The organism is Motilimonas cestriensis (genome assembly GCF_021295315.1).
GTDB lineage: Bacteria > Pseudomonadota > Gammaproteobacteria > Enterobacterales > CBDFNC01 > Motilimonas > Motilimonas cestriensis.
Window position 1 is genome coordinate 101,625 of the sequence record NZ_JAIMJA010000011.1, and the last position, 21,241, is coordinate 122,865.

Annotated in this window: 21 protein-coding genes; 19 read left to right on the forward strand and 2 right to left on the reverse strand. The window is 38.5% G+C overall.

The features are described from left to right. Positions 1 to 42 precede the first annotated feature (42 nt). The 19 genes from K6Y31_RS12145 to K6Y31_RS12235 are packed head-to-tail and all read left to right on the forward strand — an operon-like array spanning position 43 to position 19,002. Complete coding sequence (locus tag K6Y31_RS12145) at positions 43 to 1,476, forward strand: CDP-glycerol glycerophosphotransferase family protein (RefSeq protein ID WP_233053077.1); 1,434 nt, start codon at positions 43 to 45, stop codon at positions 1,474 to 1,476. Beyond that, entirely contained in the window at positions 1,470 to 1,892 is a 423-nt protein-coding gene (gene tagD / locus K6Y31_RS12150; RefSeq protein WP_233053078.1) for a glycerol-3-phosphate cytidylyltransferase, read from the forward strand. The genes K6Y31_RS12145 and tagD overlap by 7 nt, the downstream gene beginning before the upstream one ends. Positions 1,893 to 1,900: 8 nt before the next feature. Further along, entirely contained in the window at positions 1,901 to 3,055 is a 1,155-nt protein-coding gene (locus K6Y31_RS12155; protein WP_233053079.1) for a glycosyltransferase family 2 protein, read from the forward strand. Beyond that, entirely contained in the window at positions 3,052 to 4,332 is a 1,281-nt protein-coding gene (locus K6Y31_RS12160; RefSeq protein WP_233053080.1) for a glycosyltransferase family 2 protein, read from the forward strand. The genes K6Y31_RS12155 and K6Y31_RS12160 overlap by 4 nt, the downstream gene beginning before the upstream one ends. Beyond that, complete coding sequence (gene rfbF / locus K6Y31_RS12165; protein ID WP_233053081.1) at positions 4,329 to 5,102, forward strand: glucose-1-phosphate cytidylyltransferase; 774 nt, start codon at positions 4,329 to 4,331, stop codon at positions 5,100 to 5,102. The genes K6Y31_RS12160 and rfbF overlap by 4 nt, the downstream gene beginning before the upstream one ends. Continuing rightward, on the forward strand, positions 5,063 to 6,160 hold the full coding sequence (rfbG, locus tag K6Y31_RS12170) for a CDP-glucose 4,6-dehydratase (RefSeq protein WP_233053082.1): 1,098 nt from the start codon (positions 5,063 to 5,065) through the stop codon (positions 6,158 to 6,160). Before rfbF ends, rfbG begins: the two co-directional genes overlap by 40 nt. After that, complete coding sequence (gene rfbC, locus K6Y31_RS12175) at positions 6,157 to 6,717, forward strand: dTDP-4-dehydrorhamnose 3,5-epimerase (RefSeq protein WP_233053083.1); 561 nt, start codon at positions 6,157 to 6,159, stop codon at positions 6,715 to 6,717. The genes rfbG and rfbC overlap by 4 nt, the downstream gene beginning before the upstream one ends. Further along, a complete protein-coding gene (locus tag K6Y31_RS12180; RefSeq protein WP_233053084.1) occupies positions 6,714 to 7,940 on the forward strand; it encodes a methyltransferase domain-containing protein in 1,227 nt (408 codons plus the stop codon). Before rfbC ends, K6Y31_RS12180 begins: the two co-directional genes overlap by 4 nt. Then, positions 7,933 to 8,766 (forward strand): NAD-dependent epimerase/dehydratase family protein, encoded by an 834-nt coding sequence (locus K6Y31_RS12185; RefSeq protein ID WP_233053085.1) that lies wholly within the window; start codon positions 7,933 to 7,935, stop codon positions 8,764 to 8,766. Before K6Y31_RS12180 ends, K6Y31_RS12185 begins: the two co-directional genes overlap by 8 nt. Before the next feature lies 1 nt (position 8,767). After that, positions 8,768 to 9,535 (forward strand): cephalosporin hydroxylase family protein, encoded by a 768-nt coding sequence (locus tag K6Y31_RS12190; RefSeq protein ID WP_233053086.1) that lies wholly within the window; start codon positions 8,768 to 8,770, stop codon positions 9,533 to 9,535. A 23-nt stretch (positions 9,536 to 9,558) separates the two neighbouring features. Next, positions 9,559 to 10,629 (forward strand): class I SAM-dependent methyltransferase, encoded by a 1,071-nt coding sequence (locus tag K6Y31_RS12195; protein WP_233053087.1) that lies wholly within the window; start codon positions 9,559 to 9,561, stop codon positions 10,627 to 10,629. 52 nt (positions 10,630 to 10,681) lie between these two features. Then, on the forward strand, positions 10,682 to 12,487 hold the full coding sequence (locus tag K6Y31_RS12200; RefSeq protein ID WP_233053088.1) for a hypothetical protein: 1,806 nt from the start codon (positions 10,682 to 10,684) through the stop codon (positions 12,485 to 12,487). A 3-nt stretch (positions 12,488 to 12,490) separates the two neighbouring features. Next, entirely contained in the window at positions 12,491 to 13,435 is a 945-nt protein-coding gene (locus K6Y31_RS12205; RefSeq protein ID WP_233053089.1) for a hypothetical protein, read from the forward strand. A gap of 5 nt (positions 13,436 to 13,440) precedes the next feature. Further along, entirely contained in the window at positions 13,441 to 13,956 is a 516-nt protein-coding gene (locus K6Y31_RS12210) for an adenylyl-sulfate kinase (protein WP_233053090.1), read from the forward strand. Between the two features lie 2 nt (positions 13,957 to 13,958). Next, the gene (locus tag K6Y31_RS12215) at positions 13,959 to 14,537 is read left to right on the forward strand and encodes a hypothetical protein (protein ID WP_233053091.1); all 579 of its coding nucleotides are present in this window, start codon (positions 13,959 to 13,961) and stop codon (positions 14,535 to 14,537) included. Beyond that, the gene (locus K6Y31_RS12220; RefSeq protein WP_233053092.1) at positions 14,524 to 15,237 is read left to right on the forward strand and encodes a formyltransferase family protein; all 714 of its coding nucleotides are present in this window, start codon (positions 14,524 to 14,526) and stop codon (positions 15,235 to 15,237) included. The genes K6Y31_RS12215 and K6Y31_RS12220 overlap by 14 nt, the downstream gene beginning before the upstream one ends. Beyond that, positions 15,238 to 17,610 carry a PEP-utilizing enzyme gene (locus K6Y31_RS12225; RefSeq protein WP_233053093.1) on the forward strand — a complete coding sequence of 791 codons (2,373 nt, stop codon included), beginning with the start codon at positions 15,238 to 15,240 and terminating at the stop codon, positions 17,608 to 17,610. 15 nt (positions 17,611 to 17,625) lie between these two features. Beyond that, a complete protein-coding gene (locus K6Y31_RS12230) occupies positions 17,626 to 18,243 on the forward strand; it encodes a gamma-glutamyl-gamma-aminobutyrate hydrolase family protein (protein ID WP_233053094.1) in 618 nt (205 codons plus the stop codon). A 9-nt stretch (positions 18,244 to 18,252) separates the two neighbouring features. After that, positions 18,253 to 19,002, forward strand: coding sequence for a phosphocholine cytidylyltransferase family protein (locus K6Y31_RS12235; RefSeq protein ID WP_233053095.1), 750 nt, complete (start codon positions 18,253 to 18,255; stop codon positions 19,000 to 19,002). A gap of 16 nt (positions 19,003 to 19,018) precedes the next feature. Here K6Y31_RS12235 and K6Y31_RS12240 read toward each other — a convergent pair whose 3' ends face one another. Together K6Y31_RS12240 and K6Y31_RS12245 are read right to left on the reverse strand one after the other, a co-directional pair. After that, positions 19,019 to 20,167: an acyl-CoA reductase gene (locus tag K6Y31_RS12240; RefSeq protein WP_233053096.1), complete on the reverse strand. Its 1,149-nt coding sequence runs from the start codon at positions 20,165 to 20,167 to the stop codon at positions 19,019 to 19,021. Beyond that, positions 20,160 to 21,239: a LuxE/PaaK family acyltransferase gene (locus K6Y31_RS12245; RefSeq protein WP_233053097.1), complete on the reverse strand. Its 1,080-nt coding sequence runs from the start codon at positions 21,237 to 21,239 to the stop codon at positions 20,160 to 20,162. The genes K6Y31_RS12240 and K6Y31_RS12245 overlap by 8 nt, the downstream gene beginning before the upstream one ends. Between the last annotated feature and the right edge of the window lie 2 nt (positions 21,240 to 21,241).

The following is a 21,241-nucleotide window of genomic DNA, read 5'->3' on the forward strand; positions in this document are numbered from 1 at the left end:
ATAAAATACACTAGATAATATTCTGTCAAGTTAGCTAAAGAAATGAATAAGACCATAGATTTAAGATCAGAAACCACATTATATGTTGCGCCTGCAAATCCAGCGGGACTAAAACTTTATAGTGAGCTTAAAAGAAATGGATTGAACGTCTTAGGTATAGTGGATAACTTAAAAACAGGTCATGATATCTTATCACCACATCAACTACCTAATAATGGGAAGGTCATCGTTGCATGGGGCTCTTTTCAGAACATTGTTGCAGAACAGCTTCATAAAAATGGGGTAGAAAAGAGCAACATCCTCACAATAGACGCCACTGGAGTATTAAAGTCATATCGCCCAAACATTAAATCAAGACTGTTAACTGCTTCAAAATTCACTTTCAACTTATGTACTAAACTTCTGAGAAGAATCCCTCTTAGAATATCAAGAGTTTATTATTCTGAATCTTTTGTCGACACTAACGTGTTACTTTGCTACTTAAGCGATGAACAATCTACAAAAAAGAAATTGATTGTAGACAAAGAATCTAGCTTACCTGAAAGTGTAAAAGGAATAAGCTTTGAACACTCCCCTATAAAAGCTTATTTTCATATGCTTTTTGCCCGCTCGTTTATCATAGATCACGAATATCATTCACTCATTTTTACTAGTCTAAGAAAAGAAGTTCCCGTAATACAACTTTGGCATGGCTTACCTTATAAAAGTTTGTCAGGAAATCAGCATTATCCAGAAGTTGATGATGCTTGTTTTATATCAAGCTCAGCTTGGTTCAATGAAAATATATTTAGTCATATATTTAAGAGCAGAAAATTCCTCGATCTTGGCTACCCTCGCAATGATGTTTTTTTTCAGAGTAAGAATGAGCGAAACTGGATAAACTCTGAACCTTTATCAAAATTAGAAAGCATAATAGCCATTACAGGTGAACTGATCATCTATGCACCAACATTTCGTGATAGTCACAACAATGAATCCCCACTAAATCTCAGAGAAATCAACTCTTGGTGTAACAAAAACAAATATAGCTTTATTTTAAAATACCACCCATTTATCTACAGATTAATGGCTGATAAAACAGGGATTTCCGAAAGTAATGATATAGTGCAACTACCCGACTACAAGCATATATATTTTTTCCCAAATGGAAAAAACATATACCCTTGGCTTGCCGAATCGAAAGCACTTATTACAGATTATTCTTCTATATCTTTCGATTACATGTTAGCAAAGAAACCTATCATCTATTTCCAATATGATAAAGATGAATATCTTAAAATAAGAGGTAAACCACTCGTATCAGATGATTTATTTATCAATGGACAAATAGTATTAAACATGGAGCAGCTACTACCTACACTTGAGCAAGCTCTATCTGAAGGAGAAGTGCACCACAATCAAGCTAAGCTAGTCCAATCAAAGCCCGCAACCACTAATATATTAGATGCTATTAATCATTTGGAATCGACATGTTAAAACCAAGAACTGTTATTACATATGGTACATTTGATTTATTCCATATTGGTCATTTACGATTATTAAAGCGAGCAAAACAACATGGCGATAAATTAATAGTCTTTGTCTCAACCGATGAGTTTAATGCAGAAAAAGGTAAATCAAGTATCTTTCCTTATGAGCATAGAGCTGAAATAATTGAAGCCTGCCAATATGTTGATGAGGTATATCCTGAAACGAGTTGGGAACAAAAAATAGACAACATAAAAGAATATAACGTCAATACCTTCATCATCGGTGATGACTGGAAAGGAAAGTTTGACTTTCTAAAGCCATATTGTAACGTGATCTACCTTCCAAGAACAGAAGGCATTTCATCGACCAACTTAAAGCAGGTTATTTCCTTGCTAAATACAATAAAGAATTCGATGGAATGAGCAATATAATGCAAAAAAAAGCAATTGAAATATCAGTAATAATCCCTTGCTACAATAACGAATCGACTATATATAGAGCGATCAACTCTATTTTACTAAATGCTAAAAACGTTGTACTTGAAATAATATGCATTAATGATGGATCTACAGACAACACAGAAAAAATCATTAATAGCCTAGTAAAAAAACATTCTAATTTAAAATTAATTAGCCAAGAAAATATAGGACCAGCAAAATCAAGAAACAATGGCATGCAAGAAGCAAGCGGCCAGTTAATGCTTTTTCTTGATGCCGACGACTATATAGACAAAAAAATTTCTGATTTAATTTCACCATTTAAAACATGTGACAAACTTGAAATTTTAACATTTGGCTACAATCGAGTTAATAACGATGGAAAAACTCTTTTCAATACTGCTCTTGACGCTAAGGATTATGAAAGCGGAGCTATTTGCTTAGATTACCTGCTGAATAAAGACATTGGACTAACACCTATGTCTAGCATTTACAAAACAAGTTTCTTAAAAGAAAAAAAGATTGATTTTTCATCCAACACAAATTTTGAAGATTCATATTTCTTCCTTAAAGCATTAAGTAAATCAAACCACATCAAGAGCTCAACTCTTTGTTACTATAACTATGTTCAGCAAGATTTCACAAGATCTAAGTCATATAGCAAAAATAACCTTATTGAACGGTGCCGCCTTTTTTGTAAGATACTTCAGTTGATAAAACCTGTTTCTGTTAACTTTAACAATCATAGGGCCAGATTTTTTATCAAAACACTCAACTTCATTCAAGTTAAAGAATGTTACTTAGAAGTACAAAACTACCTAAAGAGCAAGTTAAAAAACAATAACAAAATCATCATATATGGCACAGGCGTATCGGGACAAAGACTTCTCTCACTACTTAGCACGCAAAACGAAAAACAAATTTTTTTTTGTGATAGCAACCGAGATAAAAACAATACTTATATACAACAGACAAAGGTCGTGAGTATTGATAACTTGAATAACCATATAAACAGTGAAAGTAAGATAATTATTGCATCCTGCTTTATTGATTCCATCTCAGTAACCCTTTCAAAACTGGGCTACAGCAGCAACATTAAAGAGCTGTACATAGATGAATTATTTGAACATCTAAAGGTAAATTCATGAAAGCTCCATTCATAAGTATAGTAATCCCGACAAGGGATAGACCTGAATTATTGAAGCACGTCCTAAAATCGATAAAACAACAAGACTTTGACGATTTTGAGGTTATTATTTCAGATAATGGAATTAACAAGCTTTGCTATGAAGAGTATCTGGTTTATAAGAATGATGATAGATTTCATTACAAAAGACCTTCAAAACCTTTAGATATGTGCTCGCATTGGGAGTATGCAATTGAGGGCGCGAATGGTAAATATTTAACCATATTTTGTGAAAAATTTATTATTCGAAAAGATGCATTGAAAACCCTCCATAAAATTGCTGATAAGGAATCCCCAGACCTTATTACATGGCAATATGAATATTTTGAAAACGCTTTTTTTTCTGGTGAACATTTGTTTGGTGAATACCATCCATTGGTAAAACCCTCTCAACCTAAATATTATGATGCCACTCTCGAGTTAGAGCGAAGGTTCTCATTACAAACACCATTCATAAATCGACGCGATAAAGATAAAAACAGTTATGGAAAATTATATTCAGGATGCGCAAAGAACAGCATTATCAAGAAAATAATTGATAAACACGGTAAGATATTCTATCCAAGCACTCCTGATTTCACATCCATGTTTTTGTTACTCAATCATGCAAAAAAATGTATTGATATAGCTCAAAGCTTAATGATCACAATCAACCTAGAAGGCGCATCCAATGGTGAAAAAACCAAGTTATCTGCCGAAGAAATTAAGAAATATTTGAGTACATGCCATCATAATTTTGATGAGTATGCCTCTTCACTCCCTATAACTAACTTTTGGATTGGACACAATGTAACAATTGCAAGAGATATGATGCTAATAAAAAACATTGAAAACGAAGGGCCAATAAAAAATTTAGGAATAAACAAAAATAAACTCGCTATATGGGCTGAATTCGATTTGAATCAGGTAACTGATTGGAATAACCACAATAAAGATCATTTTATTAAGATTTTGTCTAGCTTTACTCAAATCGACACGGATAGTGAAGAAATGAAAAAAAATGCACTAAAACCATGTAGCAATGAAATTTATCACGCAATCGGAGAAAAGACGAATCACTTTGAACCAAGCATCTCCGCCAAAGCCCTTGCCGAACTGCACTGGTTAGATAAAGTTGCACCACCACGGAAAAGCATAAAAGGCGATTATGTCAGTGCTGATGATGCTCTTGAATATTTTTACCAATATAACTTTCATTCCTGCGAGTTATTAGGTGTTACTTTAGAGAAGATATCATGAAAGCAGTCATCTTAGCGGGTGGTTTAGGAACTCGAATAAGCGAAGAATCTCATTTAAAACCTAAACCTATGATCGAGATCGGCGGTAAGCCCATCTTATGGCATATAATGAAAATGTATTCTCACCATGGCATTAATGACTTTGTTATTTGCCTTGGCTACAAAGGCTATGTCATAAAAGAGTATTTTAATAACTACTTTTTGCATATGTCGGATGTCACGTTTGACATGGTCAATAACAAAATGGAAGTACATCATAATCACGCAGAGCCTTGGCGGGTTACCTTAGTGGACACAGGCGAACATTCAATGACTGGCGGTCGTCTTAAGCGCGTTCAAGATTATCTTAAAGACGAACAATCTTTTTGCTTCACTTATGGCGATGGGTTAAGTGATATTAATATCAAAAAACTAATCGACTTTCATCATCAACACGGCAAACTGGCCACAGTCACGGCAGTAACTCCCCCGGGTCGTTATGGCGCACTGACTCGCGATGGTGATAAGGTTATTGGTTTTTCGGAAAAACCAAGGGGTGATGGCGGCATGATCAATGGTGGTTTTTTTGTACTCTCTAAGGGCGCGCTCGATTACATATCCGATGATAGGACTAGTTGGGAGGGCGAATCTTTAACCCAAATAGCCAAGGACCAACAGTTGATGGCCTTCCCTCATGATGGATTTTGGCAGCCTATGGATACTTTAAGAGAGAAAAACCTATTAGAAGATCTATGGCAACGACAAACTGCACCTTGGAAAAAATGGTCATGAACCTCCCTGACGCTACTTTTTGGCATAACAAGCGAGTATTAATCACAGGTCATACTGGATTTAAGGGTACATGGTTAACGCTATGGCTTAATCAATTAGGCGCAAAAGTGACTGGGATTAGCTTAGCCCCAAGCAGCGATACTCGACTCTTTAATCAAGTTCAAGGTGAACAGTTGTGCGAATCAATCATCTGCGATATTCGCGATGCAGATAAGCTGCAACAAGAGATAAGCCACTCTGATCCCGAAATCGTCATTCACCTCGCGGCTCAAGCATTAGTAAGAGAAAGCTATGAAGCTCCTAAAACAACTTATGCCACCAATGTCATGGGAACAGTCAATGTGCTCGATGCCCTAAGAGGCTGCCACACTACGCGAATTGCATTAATGATCACCACAGATAAGGTCTATGCAAATCAAGAATGGTGCTGGCCTTACCGAGAATCAGACCGCTTGGGCGGTCACGATCCCTACAGTGCCAGTAAAGCAGCAAGCGAACTAGTCATCAATAGCTACCGAGATGCATTTTTTATTAATCAAGATATTAAGCTAATCTCAGCCAGAGCAGGCAATGTCATAGGTGGTGGAGATTGGGCAAAAGATCGTCTGATACCTGATATTATAAAAGCATGGCAGCAGGGAGAGACCGTCACTATCCGCTCACCTAAAGCAGTGCGACCGTGGCAACATGTTCTTGAGCCTTTATCGGCTTATTTACTCATCGTTGAACGAGCTTGGCAAGGCGATAAGCTTTCTAATAGTTATAACATAGGCCCGATCAATGGCGAATCAGCTAGCGTTGGCCATGTTTTAGCAAAGGCGCAAAAATATTTTCCCCAAGGCCGAATTCAATACGTCAATGCAACAGACAAGTTACATGAAGCCAATTTATTGACGCTAGATACCCATTTAATCAAGCAACATTTAGGCATATCGCCAAGATGGGATATTGAACAAGCAATTCAGCATACAATGGAGTGGTATCAAAAGTTAAGCCAAGGCGAAGCTGCAATAGACCTTTGCCTCAATGACTTACGTGCATTCCAGGAGATAGTATGAACGCATTCACTATCCATTCCACCTCGATTGACGGCCTAAAATACATCACTCGTAAACATCATGGAGATAGCCGGGGTAGCTTCAGTCGACTTTTTTGCGCTGCAGAGCTCACCGAGATCGGATGGACAAAACCCGTTGCTCAAATAAATCACAGCTACAGCAAGCATCGAGGTACTATTCGTGGTTTACATTATCAAATCCCGCCCTATGCCGAAGATAAATTAGTTACTTGCATTAAAGGAGCAATTTGGGATGTCGCAGTCGACTTAAGACCGGCCTCAACAACCTATTTACAATGGTTCGGTATTGAATTATCTGAGGAGAATCATCAAAGCCTATATATCCCTAAAGGTTTTGCCCATGGTTTTCAAACCTTAAGTAATGAAGTTGAAATGATTTATTGTCACTCCGCGCCCTATTCACCCAAGCATGAATGCGGGCTTCGTATTGATGACCCCAAATTAGCCATTCAGTGGCCACTTGAGATATCTCAACTGTCTGAACGCGATCAAAATTTACCTGTCATTTCACCATCATTTAATGGGGTTAGCCTGTGAGTCATTGCCGCCATTGCCATAGTACCAACCTTTTCCCTGTATTGGATCTTGGCTTCGCTCCACCATCCAACGCGTACTTAACAAAGGAACAACTACATCAAAGCGAACTTACCCTTCCCTTGCGAATAAATGTGTGCGAACAATGTTGGCTAGTTCAAACTCAAGACTTTACGGTGCCTGAACAATTATTCGTTGATGATTACGCCTATTTTTCTAGTACCTCATCAAGTTGGCTAAGTCATGCTAAACAATATTGCGAGATGATAACAAGCCGCTTTAATCTCAATCAAGATTCATACGTGGTGGAAATTGCTGCGAACGATGGCTATTTATTACAAAATTTTGTGGCTGCACATATTCCTTGTTTAGGCATTGAACCAACTGCTGATACAGCTTCTGCAGCTAGGGCCAAAAACATCCCTATAGTTCAAGCTTTCTTCAACGCCAATATGGCGCAAGAAATGGCCAACAAAGGACAGCAAGCAGACCTTATCGTAGCAAACAATGTCTTTGCTCATGTGCCTGATATTAATGACTTTAGCCTTGGATTACATAAGCTACTAAAAGCTAACGGTGTGATTACGTTGGAGTTCCCACACCTTCTTTCACTGCTTGAACAAGTTCAATTTGACACTATTTACCACGAGCACTTCTCCTACTTCTCCCTCTTTGCCGTAAAACAAATTTTGGCCAAAGTAGACCTTCGGATATTTGACGTCGAAACCCTAAACACCCATGGCGGCAGCTTAAGAGTATACGCCTGTCATCTTGATAGCGCTCACCAGACATCAGCAAGAGTCCAGCAACTGATTGATCAAGAAGCAGCTCATCGACTTTTCCAACGCGATGGCTATCAAAATTTTCAATCAAAAGTCGATAAAATTAAAAACGATCTGGTACGATTTTTGATAGAAAAAAAAGAACAAGGTAAAACCGTTGTAGCTTACGGCGCGGCGGCTAAGGGCAATACATTGCTTAATTATGCGGGTATAAAACCCGATTTATTGCCTGTAGTTTTTGACGCGGCCAAATCAAAACAAGGGAAATTTTTACCAGGGAGCCATATTCCTATTTTGTCACCAAATCATATTGAGCAATATTCTCCTGAAACAATATTGATTTTACCGTGGAATATAGTGTGTGAAATAGCTGAATCGATTACCAAGAGATATAAAAATTGTAATTTTACTATTGCGATCCCGAGTCTAAAATCATATGAATGAAGTTATATTACTTACAGGGGCAACCGGATTTTTTGGTAAAGCTGTACTGAAAGAGCTCGAAAATAAAAATTGTAAATTACGACTGGTAATCAGACCTGAATCGAAAAGAAAAATCCAAATACCCACTAACTTAGAAAAAATATTATATTGTGACGACATTTTTTCCCAAAATGAGTCATGGTGGAAAGATGCATGTAAGGATGTCAACACAATAATACATCTCGCGTGGTATGTAAAACATGATGACTATATAAACTCACCCGAGAATATTCGTTGCTTAACAGGTTCTTTAAACATGTTCAATGCTGCCATAAATTCAAATGTAAAAAGAATCGCCGCTGTCGGTACATGTTTAGAGTACAGTAATGACAACTCAATCTTATATACCAATACAGAGCTAAATCCAGTTAATCTTTACGAATCTACTAAGTCAGCTTTATACTTAACAGCTTCTAGCTTGTGTAGGATGAATGATATAGATTTCTTATGGGGTCGACTATTCTATATGTATGGTGATGGAGAAGCTTCTCAAAGGCTAATACCTTACATACATGATAACATTAAGAAAGGTATTAAAGTAAAAATAAATAATTCAGATTTAGTTAGGGACTATCTAGATGTTAATAAAGCAGCAAAGCAATGGGTAAACTATGTTATAGGGAGAAAAAATGGCGTTGTAAACATTTGCTCTGGAAAAGGAGTTAAAATAGCTGATATAGCCATTAAAATAGCAAAAAAATATAATAAAAGTGACCTCTTGATTTTAAATAAATCAACATCAAAATCAATACCAAAGACCATTATTGGAAGCAAGAAAAGGAAATAAAATGAGCTTTGATAACGAAGTTACAGCCAGAATAAATGACAATTCCAACAATGAAAAACTGATACTATCTAGCCAATCTTTCATGCAAGAGTCGATAAGAGCTAAGTATTCGTACAATTTCTCGTGGTTTGGTAGACCGATCATCCAATACCCTCAAGATATGGTCGCTCTTCAGGAAATAATATGGGAAGTAAAGCCAGACCTAATTATTGAAACGGGTATTGCACATGGGGGATCTCTAATTTTCAGCGCATCCTTGCTATCTCAACTAGATCTTTTTGATTTTATGGAGGAACAAAATAATTCAAGAACCAAAGTGACAAAGCGAAAAGTTTTAGGGATCGATATAGACATTCGGGCACATAACAAGGCTATGATTTTAAAGCATCCATTAAGTCCATGGATTGAAATGTTAGAAGGCTCGAGCACAGATAAATCTATCGTATCTAAAGTAAGAGATATAGCCCAAAATTATAATACTATTCTCGTAATACTTGACAGTAACCACACACATCAGCATGTATTAGATGAATTATTTACTTATGCACCACTTGTTACAAAAGATAGCTACTGCATCATTTTTGATACAATAATTGAAGATCTTCCAAATGATATGTATCCAGACAGAGATTGGAGCATCGGAAACAATCCAAAGACAGCTGTAAGGAAATACCTTGAGCTAAATGATAACTTTAAGATTGACAAAAATATTTTTAACAAAATTCAAGTATCGGTGGCTCATGACGGATATTTAAGAAGAATAAAATAACCTTGAAAAAGAGTTTCTTTCATATGAAAAAGATAAATTTGCCTCTAAACCCAAATTCTCCTGAGTTAGATCAACAGATAAGGCAGGAGGGAGAGTTTTTGCTTAAATCTTTTGGTTCATTTGGTTTTGTTAGAAATTCATTATTCGATAAAACACTCATTTCTTATGAAGAAAATTATCAAAACGATCAGAGCAGCTCAATATTTTTCCAACAACACATGCATGAAGTTTACAACATAATTAAAAGTGCTAGACCAGAAGGCAGTATACTTTTTGAAGTCGGTTGTGGGAAAGGGACTTTTTTAGAAATAGTTAAGCAGGATAACTATTTTATTTATCATGGTGTTGATGCTTCATATGAAGGAAGCGACCCAAATATTGAAAAGCGTTACCTCACATCTAAAGATCGATTTTATGCTGACATAATTGTACTGAGGCACACTCTTGAGCACATAGAATCTCCTTATTCGTTTTTGTTATTACTAAAGAATGTTTTTAATTCATCAGCACTAATATTCATTGAAGTGCCACTTTTTGACTGGATAGAAGATAATAAAGTACTATTTGATTTTACTTATGAGCATGTTAATTATTTCTCGAAGAAATCTTTACTTTCATTATTTACTAACACTATCTCTCATGGGAGCTTTTTTGGTGGACAATATCAATATTGTCTAGCTAACCTTAATTCTATAAATGATAGAGAATGGTGTGACTTCCACAAAGAAGATAGATGGAAACCTTATTTTATGTCTCAGTTTACTTCATCATTTAAAGAGAGCATAAAAAAAATAAAAGATGAAGATAGAATCTGGATTTGGGGGGCTGCAACAAAGGGAGTACTCTTTTTAAAACATTTATCCGAATTATCACCTTCAACCTTTAGCAATATTGTTGGAGTCATTGATAGCAATCCAAGCAAACAAAACAAATATACACCTTCGACATTATTAATGATTAATTCTCCTGAATATTTTTATCAAAACTGTAAACACAACGATACCGTACTAGTTATGAATCCAAACTACTTAGAAGAAATAACCAACAGTATTAAGGAAGGCACTATCCACTCTATATATATTGAAAAAATATAACATATATATATAAAACCATATTAATAGATAAAAACATCATAAAGGCGGCAATATGATTAAACTTGGAATAATACCTTCTTCTACAATATCGAAAAATCATATAACTGCCATATTCAACTCAATTAGAGATAAAAGAAATATAGAACCACATATAATATACATAAACCAGCAGTCCATAAGCACATTAGATTTCGAGCCTAAACTAGAATGTGATATATACTTAATCCAGGAATCAAATTATATAAACTTCAACTTTATACCACCCGAATCAATAAAAATAGGCCTCCCACATGGTCTTGACATCCCATTAGAAAAAACAATAAAAACCTATGGTGGAGGGTTTGATTTTGACTACATTTTAAGTGCTGTTGAGCAAATCAAACAACCAACGAAAACTTATTACAATGACTTTCCCCTTCAATTGAGAAGTCATCAACACAATAGCATAGTGGAAATTCCTTTTGGTCAGCCTAAACTAGACGCGTTTATAGATACTGTTGAAGCTAACCAAGATAAAAAAAAGGCTATAATTTATCACCTATCATATCTAGAAATAGAACAAGATTGGGTTGCTTCTCTCATAAAACCAACACTATTCTCCTTATTGAAGAGTTTTCCTGAACACGACATTATTTTTCGCCCTCATCACTTAGATAGAGAGTCAAAATTGCTTAATGACATCGTCACTGAAGCAAGGGAGTATGTTAACTTTATCTATAGTATCGCAGATTCATATATAGAGGATTATTCTAGGGGAGAAGTAATGGTTTGCCATCGAGCATATAGCCAGCATTTATTTGGCTATGCTACAGGCAATATGTCTATCATTTGTAAACCTGATGACCTAACAGAAACCTTATCAATCAACCCGGCACAATTTTCTGATTCTTCTATAGAAAACTTAACTTCAGAAATTAAAAAAATTATTGGAAAAAACCAGCCTTTTTCACGACAAAAGATAATCGAAAATTGTCGAAGTGAGGGCATCCATAATCCAGGTGAAAGCATTAAATACCTTGTAAACCACCTTGAACATATCATCCAAAATCGCCCCCCTCTAGAATGGACTAGTTATTCATTAAACACCGAAAAGGAACCTTTAATCCCTTTTCTCTGTTTAAATATTTTATCTGCTCGTACAGCCAATATGGCTTTTCAAGCGCTTTGCGCCAAGTTTCCAAACTGGCCTCTTGGCTATTTACTCGCAGCAGACAGTTACAGCCGAGCTGTTTCTTTACACGATTATTATTACAAAATCTGTCTTGATATTTTTTATAAACTGATAACAAGTGACTATAATTTAGATTATGACATCCAAGCTGCTATCGATATCTGGTGGCAAGATAAAGGAAAGTCAGTATTAGCTTATGTACTAAAAGAAAGCGCTAAAACAACCACGGAATTACCTGAAAGTATCCGTTGGTTATCTTCAAGTTTCACGCCAGCTCCTAAAAAGCCAACAAATCAGCCCACAAAAGAAAAATTATTCAATATAAAAAAGTTAATTTTTTCAAAGCCAGAAAAACCCATCATTATGTATGGCTCAGGCGTAACCTGTAAGCAATACTTAACGCATGCACCTAAAGCAATTAAATCTAGCATTTTAGGTATTAGTGATAGCAACCCTAGTAAATTCGAGCAGAATATTGAAGGGATAAAAATTTCATCATTTGAATCTTTGAGAAAAAAAGAAATGAATCAAGATGTCATTATCACTTCTCATGCCTACGTTGAAGAAATATATCATCAGCTTAAAGGGGATTCTGCACTAAATATTTATGCAATCGCTCCCGATGATATTTCTGTGTTACTGGTTAACCTCACTCTAAAATACGGTCAGATATTAAACGGCGAATAAAATATGAATGAAAGTAACTCTCACAGCTTCCTTGAATTTGGTTCGTATAATGAAGCAACAAAAACACGTAAGGTTTATGACTCTCGTACTCATCAACAAGCTTATGATTGGTTAATGCACAGTCGCTATTCTAATGACATATATACTTATCATCTAATGTCCCAGCATTATAGTCTAAATGATATCTTTAAAGCACTCGAAACCTATCAACAGGTACACCATAGAGATGACATTGTTTTTAATTTTAATAAATTGATAGCACTATCTTTAACTCAAAATAGCTATTACGAACTTGGACAAACGTTATTCGGTTGTATCGATGCAATGGTGCTTTGTCAGCAAATAAGCCGCCATATTGGCTTTTACTTTCCTAAAAATGTCAACCTCAAAGAAATAGCATGGTATGGCTTTGATATATCTGAATTTTTCAACTTCTTTGCGACTAAGATGCATGGCGATTACCAAATCCAAACCAGCTCTAAGGCCAACGAGCTCCCCGATAGTCTCGGCTGTGCATTCGCAAAGGGAATTACTTTACTCTATGCAATCAGAACAGCTGAGCAACTGTTTGAATTCATGGCCAAAGGTGAAATCACCCTTTTTGACTACTCAATCAGTTTGAATGAAGAGTTAGATACTCAAATTGGTACCGGTTTGGGTGTGCGATATATAAGTAAGGAAGATTTTGACGATTGCTATCAGAAAATTTTAAAACAGGGCAGAGATATCTGGATCCGTGGTAATCATAAGGTTAATGATAAAGGTCAGTTTTATTTTGAGGGTTTTTGTACAACCCCAGCTTTAGCCGATACATTTATTAAAAGCCAAAACGCATTGCACACCTGTCTGAATGAAATGCCTGATGTGAACTCTGCATTGGTCCATGAACTTTCAGATGACTATTGGCACTGGTCTTCTTTATCTGACGTACTAGATAGATTGGAGTAAGAATTATGATTATCTGGTTAGTCGGGCTTTCTGGCTCAGGAAAATCCACCATTGGACAAGCTCTTTACGATGCGCTAAAACCCGAACATAAACATACTATCATGTTAGATGGCGATAAGATCCGCTCTGTTTTTCAGCATGACAATCAAGCCAGCGACTACAGCTTAGCTGGAAGAAGAAAAAGTGCACAGCGGCTACAGGCGCTTTGCCATTGGTTGGATAAAGAAGGCATGCATGTTATTTGCTGTGCTATATCCATGTTCCAAGACATTAATGAATTAAACAGAAGCTTATTTACTGATTATAAAGAAATATTTATCAACGTTCCCATAGAAACACTAATTGAACGTGATAACAAAGGGCTTTACGAAAAAGCCATAAACAAGCAAGAAAGTAATGTCGTTGGAATTGATATTCCCTACACCCCACCCAACATGCCAGATTTAATAATATCTAATACATTTGAAGAGCAGCGACTTGACGAATATGTAGAAAAAATAAGAAATGTATGCAGGATTTAACGATGACTTACCCCTATGATCAGGGAAATTTATTTGACCAACCGCAAAGCTACCAATATTCAGCTTATCAACCCGATCTCTTAGCACAATGGCAACGGGCTCGGCAAAGCACTCTTCAGCAGTTAGATAATCCACGCCCATTATCTTTAGTCAAGCCTGTTAACTTAACTAATCAAGCAAACTATGCAAGTGAGTTACTACTTACAAATATCTGTTTAGAACTCAGACAAGGGAAGATATGCCAAAAAAATGAAGATTGGCTCGTCATTTTTATTAAAAAATTTGAGGTGAGTAAGCGTTTATTTACTGAGTATGAAACTTCACTTCCTTTTCGCCCGTCTCAAGGCGCGGGCTATCATTCACTTACTTGCTATTTATTATTGGGTGAAGCCTTGGTGCATCAGTGGCAACAAACTCAAGCTAGCTACTTATTAAGTTGCTTACTCAAGTTATGTGATAGCTTAACAAGCCAGTTAGCTCTAATGGACTCTTCACAATCCTGCCATTTCGCATGGTTACTCGAAAAAGAGCAAGCGATGGTGTTGCAACTCATGACAGGAAATAAAGATGAAACAATTTAGCCTGCTATGTGCCCATACAGCGAGATCGTCAGCCTATTTGCAAGCCCTGCTCAAGGCAAACCTTATCCCCGAAAAGATCATTTTTTATGGCCAGATAACAAAACCAATCAGCTCAAATCGTGATTTAGGGCTTCGAGCTCTAGGCTCTGTGTACTGCCCTAATCTCACCTTAAATGGATTTGATATTGCCAAGGAGTTCAACTGCCCCGTTGTGAGCGTATCTGAAACAAGTTTAAAGTCATCTTCACTGATTAAAGAGATACAAGACTCAAATTCAGAAGTTTGGGTCTATTCAGGTTACGGTGGCCAAATAGTGCCAAATGAGCTACTTAATTTAACCCAAGTTTTACACATACACAGTGGCTGGCTGCCACAATATCGCGGCAGTACCACCTTGTATCATGAGGTAATAGAGCACCAATCTTGTGCCGCTAGCGCTATTTATTTGCGTCAAGAAATAGACACAGGTCCAATCCTTGCAAGAAAAAAGTATCCGTTACCGCCTGCGAATATGGATGTTGATTACTTGTATGACAATGCTATCAGAGCAGATCTTTTAGTTGAAACACTACTACACTGGCAGCTTAGCCCCAATGAGATAGTCCCTGTAGAACAAACTACAACTTATCCGGCATACTACATTATTCATCCATTATTAAAACACTTAGCCTTGCAACGTATAGATGAGCAGGAGCCATAGATGCAAAACAGTCCACTTCACTTTGGCACTAAGTCAGAAACCCTTGAGCGACTCATTGAACGAGTCGATAAATCGAAGGTGCTGCCTTTAGTGTATTTCACCGAGCAACAATGGTTAGCATCGCCACAGCAATGCTTAGCTAAGATTGCCCGCCTACCAGCCTCTAAAGAGTTGGTCGTGCGCAGCAGCGCGCAAAATGAAGATGGTGCTGAACATTCAATGGCTGGTGCATTTGTCAGCGTACTCAATGTGTGTGCTTCAGATAGCCAAGCTTTGCGTCACGCAATTGAACAAGTAATTGACTCATTCCGTCATCACCCTCATAGCCAAAATCAGGTTTTGATTCAGCCCATGCTGCTTGATATCCAAATGAGTGGTGTGGTGATGACCCATGATTTACAACACGGCGCCCCCTACTATATTGTTAACTACGATGATGAAAGTGGCCTTACTGATACCATCACCGGTGGTATTGGTATCCAAAAAACCGTACACATATATCGTAATACCCCGTTATCTCAATTAAAGTCACCGCGTCTTATCGCTGTAATCGAAGCCTGTAAAGAACTTGAATCGGCGTTCAATCATGTGCCATTAGATATTGAGTTTGCTGTTGACAGTCAGGAGCAAGTGTATGTACTGCAAGTTCGGCGAATCTCGTTATATAAGACATGGCACCCATTGTCTGAGCGTTGTGTCGAAAGGCAACTCGGACACATTAAAGATTACCTCAAACAGCGGCTAAGCCCTAAACAGGGGGTGTATGGCGAGCAAGGCATGTTAGCCAATATGCCTGATTGGAACCCCGCGGAGATCATAGGTACGAGTCCAAACCCCTTAGCTAGCTCACTTTATCGCTACTTGATCACTGATGAAACATGGCGGGTCGCTAGACATAACATGGGCTACCATCAACCACGCAATGAACCACTGATGGTAATGCTTGGACATCAACCTTACGTGGATGTTAGGTTAAGCTTTAATTCATTTTTACCCGCCAATTTACCGAGCAAAATCGGTGAAAAACTGGTAAATGCTTGGCTGGCCCGATTGCAACAACACCCACAATGGCACGATAAAGTTGAATTTGAAATAGCTCAAACTTGCCTCGATTTTTGTAGCTTGGAAGAATTCGACTCCCGTTACCAAAATATTCTCTCAAACGATGAAAAAGAAACATACTTTAATACATTAAGTGCATTAACCTTTAAATGCATTCAAGGGCGAGGCTTAGGAACACTTGAGCACGCGCTAAATGAGATCAACAAAATAAAACAACAACAGTTGAAAAAAGACCCCGCAATCACTGTCGATCTTAGCGATATTAAAACACGCTTAGATATGGCTAAAACGGGCGCGCACTTTTTTGCTATTTTAGCTCGTCATGCCTTCATTGCCGAGTCCATACTCCGCTCCGCAAGTCGCAAAACAGTCATCTCGTATGACAAACTGCAGCAATGGAAGCGTTCTATACATACAATCTCTACCGAACTAACCACTGCTTATAGCCAAGTCACCACAGGCTCTAGCTCTCAAGTATCATTTTTGAAAAAATTTGGCCACCTTCGCCCTGGTACCTATGACATCACCTCCCTTCGTTACGATGAACGTAGTGATCTGTTTGAGCACCATGATGCAAAGACTATTGCGAGGCAAGCAATAAGTCAGCATTGGCAGCCAGAGGAATTATCAAAGTTACAAAAATTGTTGTCAGAAAAAAACTGGCCGATCAATGCTAATCAACTCATTGAGTATGCAGTAAAGGCCATCCAAGCTAGGGAATATGCCAAATTTGTCTTCACTCGCGATTTATCCGATGCATTAGCTAGCCTAACACTTTGGGGAGCCCGCGTTGGCCTATCTCGTGATAATTTGTCATTTTTAGACATACGAACCATAGTCGATTCACTCTATGCCCCTGTTCTTGATGATGCAGACAGGGTTTGGCTTAATCTGGTTAATCAAAACCAACAGCTGTATCAGCAATCCGCTTACCTAAAGTTAGGGCACATTATCAGCCACCCTAATGATATCTATGTGATACCACAACATCGTGCACAACCTAACTTCATCACTGCGAATGTCGTTGAGGCCGAAGTGTTTCGATTAAACCAACATACACCTGTATCTGTTGAACTAACTGGAAAAATAGTTTGTATCGAGAATGCTGATCCTGGTTATGATTGGATTTTTACTAAAAATATCGCAGGCTTAATCACCCAATATGGAGGTACGAACTCACATATGGCGATCCGCTGTGCCGAGTTCTCCATCGCCGCGGCAATTGGTTGTGGCGAGCAACTATTTCAACGTCTCAATACGGGTGGCAAAGTTTCACTTAATTGCCGTGACAAGACCATAGTCAAATTTTAGAGTAAAACTGTAACCATGAAACGAATAGGGATCACGCTAAGAACATGTAATGCCAGCCAATATCATGAGCCTCGCGATGGTTTAGCACGCGATTGGTATACGTTTTTTAACCAATTAAATGATAACCATAATTGGCTTTTGCTCCCGAGCTTAGGCAAAGAAACAGTGGCATATTTTCAACAATGGGAATTGGCTGGGCTTATTTTGTCTGGAGGAGATTCCATCGGTGATGATCCCCTGCGTGATGAAACAGAGCTCGCACTGCTTGCACACTGTATCAAGCACAAGTTACCTGTACTTGGCATTTGCCGAGGCGCACAGCTAATCCACCACTATTTTTCAGGTAAGCTAATTCAGGCGGATCCCGCTATTCATATAGCGAAACGCCATGCAATCAATATCACCTCGGCTTTTCCATGGGTGTGTAATAGCCTCCACGAGGTTAATTCTTATCATGGTCTGTCACTCGCTGCGCCGCTCCCAAAGGAACTCATCGGCTTTGCATACTGTCAGCAAGAATGTGAAGGCATTCGTCACAAAGGTCTTCCCATTGTAGGTATAATGTGGCATCCAGAGCGCGATGACAGAATAAGTGAATTTGATCGCCACCTTTTTAACTGGCTATTTTCTTAAGGAGTTAATGTGCAAGCCATTATTTTAGCTGCAGGGCGAGGCTCACGCCTTGGCTCAATGACCAAGGACAAACCTAAGCCTCTTACCGAGTTAGCCGGTAAGCCATTACTTGAGTGGCAGATCAGTTCACTAAAAACTGCCAGCGTTAAACATATTACTCTCATTGGCGGATATCAATCCCACCACCTTTTGGGTTATGGCGATAACATGATTGAAAACCCTAACTGGCAAACCAGTAACATGGTGCGAAGTTTGCTTTGTGGAGATGAAGTTTTATGCCAAGCGCCTACTATTATTTCCTATGGTGATATAGCCTATCAGTCAAAAATAGTCAGTGCCTTGATGAATTGCCACCATGAGTTTGCAATTAGCTATGACGTTGCTTGGCACGCTTTATGGGCAGAGCGATTTGATGATCCTCTTTCCGATGCCGAAACCTTTATACAGCAGCAAGGGTTAGTAACCGAAATAGGCAATAAAACTGACCAACTTAACGACATTCAAGGTCAATATATGGGGCTAATGTTAATAACGCCACCTGCATGGCAAAGAATTAAACGCTATTTGCTCAGTTTAAGTGAAAACAAACTTAATCTGCTAGACATGACAACCCTCATTTCCAAGCTTATTACCATCGGTGTTCAAGTCGGTGCCGTTGCTATAGATGGTGGCTGGGTTGAGGTGGATACACCAACGGATGCGGCGCTTTATGAAGCAAAGGTCAAGCTACCCAGTTGGCATCATAACTGGCAAGACTAGCCTAAGGCTTTTGATATCAATTCCTGTCACAAAACTCTTCTAGCAAGTTCATCCCATCCCAGTGATGGGAAAATGCTAAGGCTTGGCCAATATCGGCTAACCTCAAGATAGCTTTATCTTGCCGCACACAAGTTAACGCAGAATCAGTTAGAACATTGGTTATTAACGTTTGGAAATAAGCTGGCAGGTATTGTTCTAACTCATCGATGGTGTTGATATCTCGCTCATAGAACAAGCCTTGACCTAAATGACGTGGTATATCCTGATATTGAACGCCATTCACTAAAGCAAAGCGCAAAAATATTGAATCTATGTTGTCTGGACAAGGGATATGCGCCGCAGCAAATTGTTGCTTTAATGCATAGCGCTCCGTGACAGAGGCAATGAAACTCGTTTGTTTACTTATAAACAATGCATTTAAGCTACTCCAAAATTTCACCTTTGCTTTAGCAATATTATCGTCGGCCCCCAACCAAAATATCAATTTAGGTGATGAGCACCCTTGTTGATTAAACCAATACACATCATTATAGAAGTTGTGCACTAAGGACTTTATGTCATCAAGCTCTAAGATAGTTTTTGCATCCAATAAAGCGCCGGATATTTTGTTGCCAAAGCTGACTTCGTGAGCATGGGCAGGTATCGGGAAACTTTGGATCCGCTTGATGGTTTCATCACCGCCCCAGATGATCCTTAAATCACAAAAACTACTGAGCTCGGCGGTCAGTGGGCTGTTATTGGGATACTCAACAAATATATTGCCCGACTCAATAGCTTGATAAGCAGGTTTCGCTAGCGTTTCCTTAATAATACGTTCAAGTAAAAACGCCACGTCACCGCGACGCTGGCTTAGCCTGACGACATTTAGGTTACCGCAAAGTAATGAAAGCGCCCAAGAATAGACAAATTGCGTATCTACATTCGCAGGGGTGATATGAAATGCTAACCCGCGCGCTTTGGCATTGTTCGGCAAATCTTTTGCCATTTGCATCACTTGTGCGCGGCGCAGCCAAAAGCCTAAGCTCATCACCTCAGGCTTATCTCGCTGTTGTAATAAACGCTGACTTAGAGTTTGCAAAAACTCAATAATCAAAGGGGAAAACGGGGCTAAGATCGGCTGAGTTTTACAGGCCCTTACTTGCTGTAATATAGCGGCGTCAGTCATGACTCACCTCTTGGTAAGTGTCGCTACAGCCTCGGTTTTCCGACTTTTTAATCCTGCCTAGCACTTCAAAATAGCGCCCTTTTCTGCCACAGGAGCAAGTGTCTTCACCTAATATGCGCCCTAAGTCTTCGGTTAAAATACTGTGGCCTGGGTAGCTGTGGGGTAATGCCGATAACACTTGGATGATGCCCTGTTGGCCAAAATCATTAATCACAGAGAGATCTTGTTCGCTACGCAAAATAATGTCGGCACAATTGGGGGCATGCAAGTGGCCATGTTCGCATTCCACAAAGATGGAGCCGGTTTGCTCCACCATGCCATAAAAATTGTGTACCTTGGCTTTGCCAAATAACTGCTGCATGGCTTGATTGAACTGCGTTTTACCAACCGCTAAATGAGCAAGTTTTTTCCAACCACCACCATGAAAGACAATAGCATCAAGTGGCGGCAAGGTTTTGCCGCTGGCGCTAACAGCTTGGTAAAAATATTGCCAGATCATAAAGGTAAAGCCAAAAATAAGGACTTTTTGGCCTTGATACTTAGTAAAGAATTGCTCAAGTTGCTGCCAATTAATTGACATATCAGGGTTCAACGCATAGTGATGATCGCGCCCTAATAATGCAAACCCTTGCACACCAGCGCCACGCGCCGAAAAGCCACGGCGATCAGCAATCAAGTTACTCGGCTCCATAAACAGCATAGGCAAGCGCTGTTTACCGCTAAAGCACTGCATGATCTTAACCAAAGACTTAGCTTGCAGTTTCGCGGTATCAGCATCGAGATAAATTTTAGCCACCTTGGCAGAAGTCGTACCCGATGACGTTAAGGTTTTAATGATCTGCGATTTAGGTACAGACACCAGCTCTAACTCTTTAAACAACTGAGTACTTAAGAACGGCACCAGCTCTAGGCAGCCATTGGTGGGCGCTAATCCTAAGGTATCAATAATATTTTTATATAGCTGGCAGTGCTGATAATGAAATTCGGTCAATTGATTGAACTGCGCCAACAAAGTCGCATTTTTTTGCTCCTTGCTTTGGCTATAAATGGCATCAAAATCAATCTCAATCATGC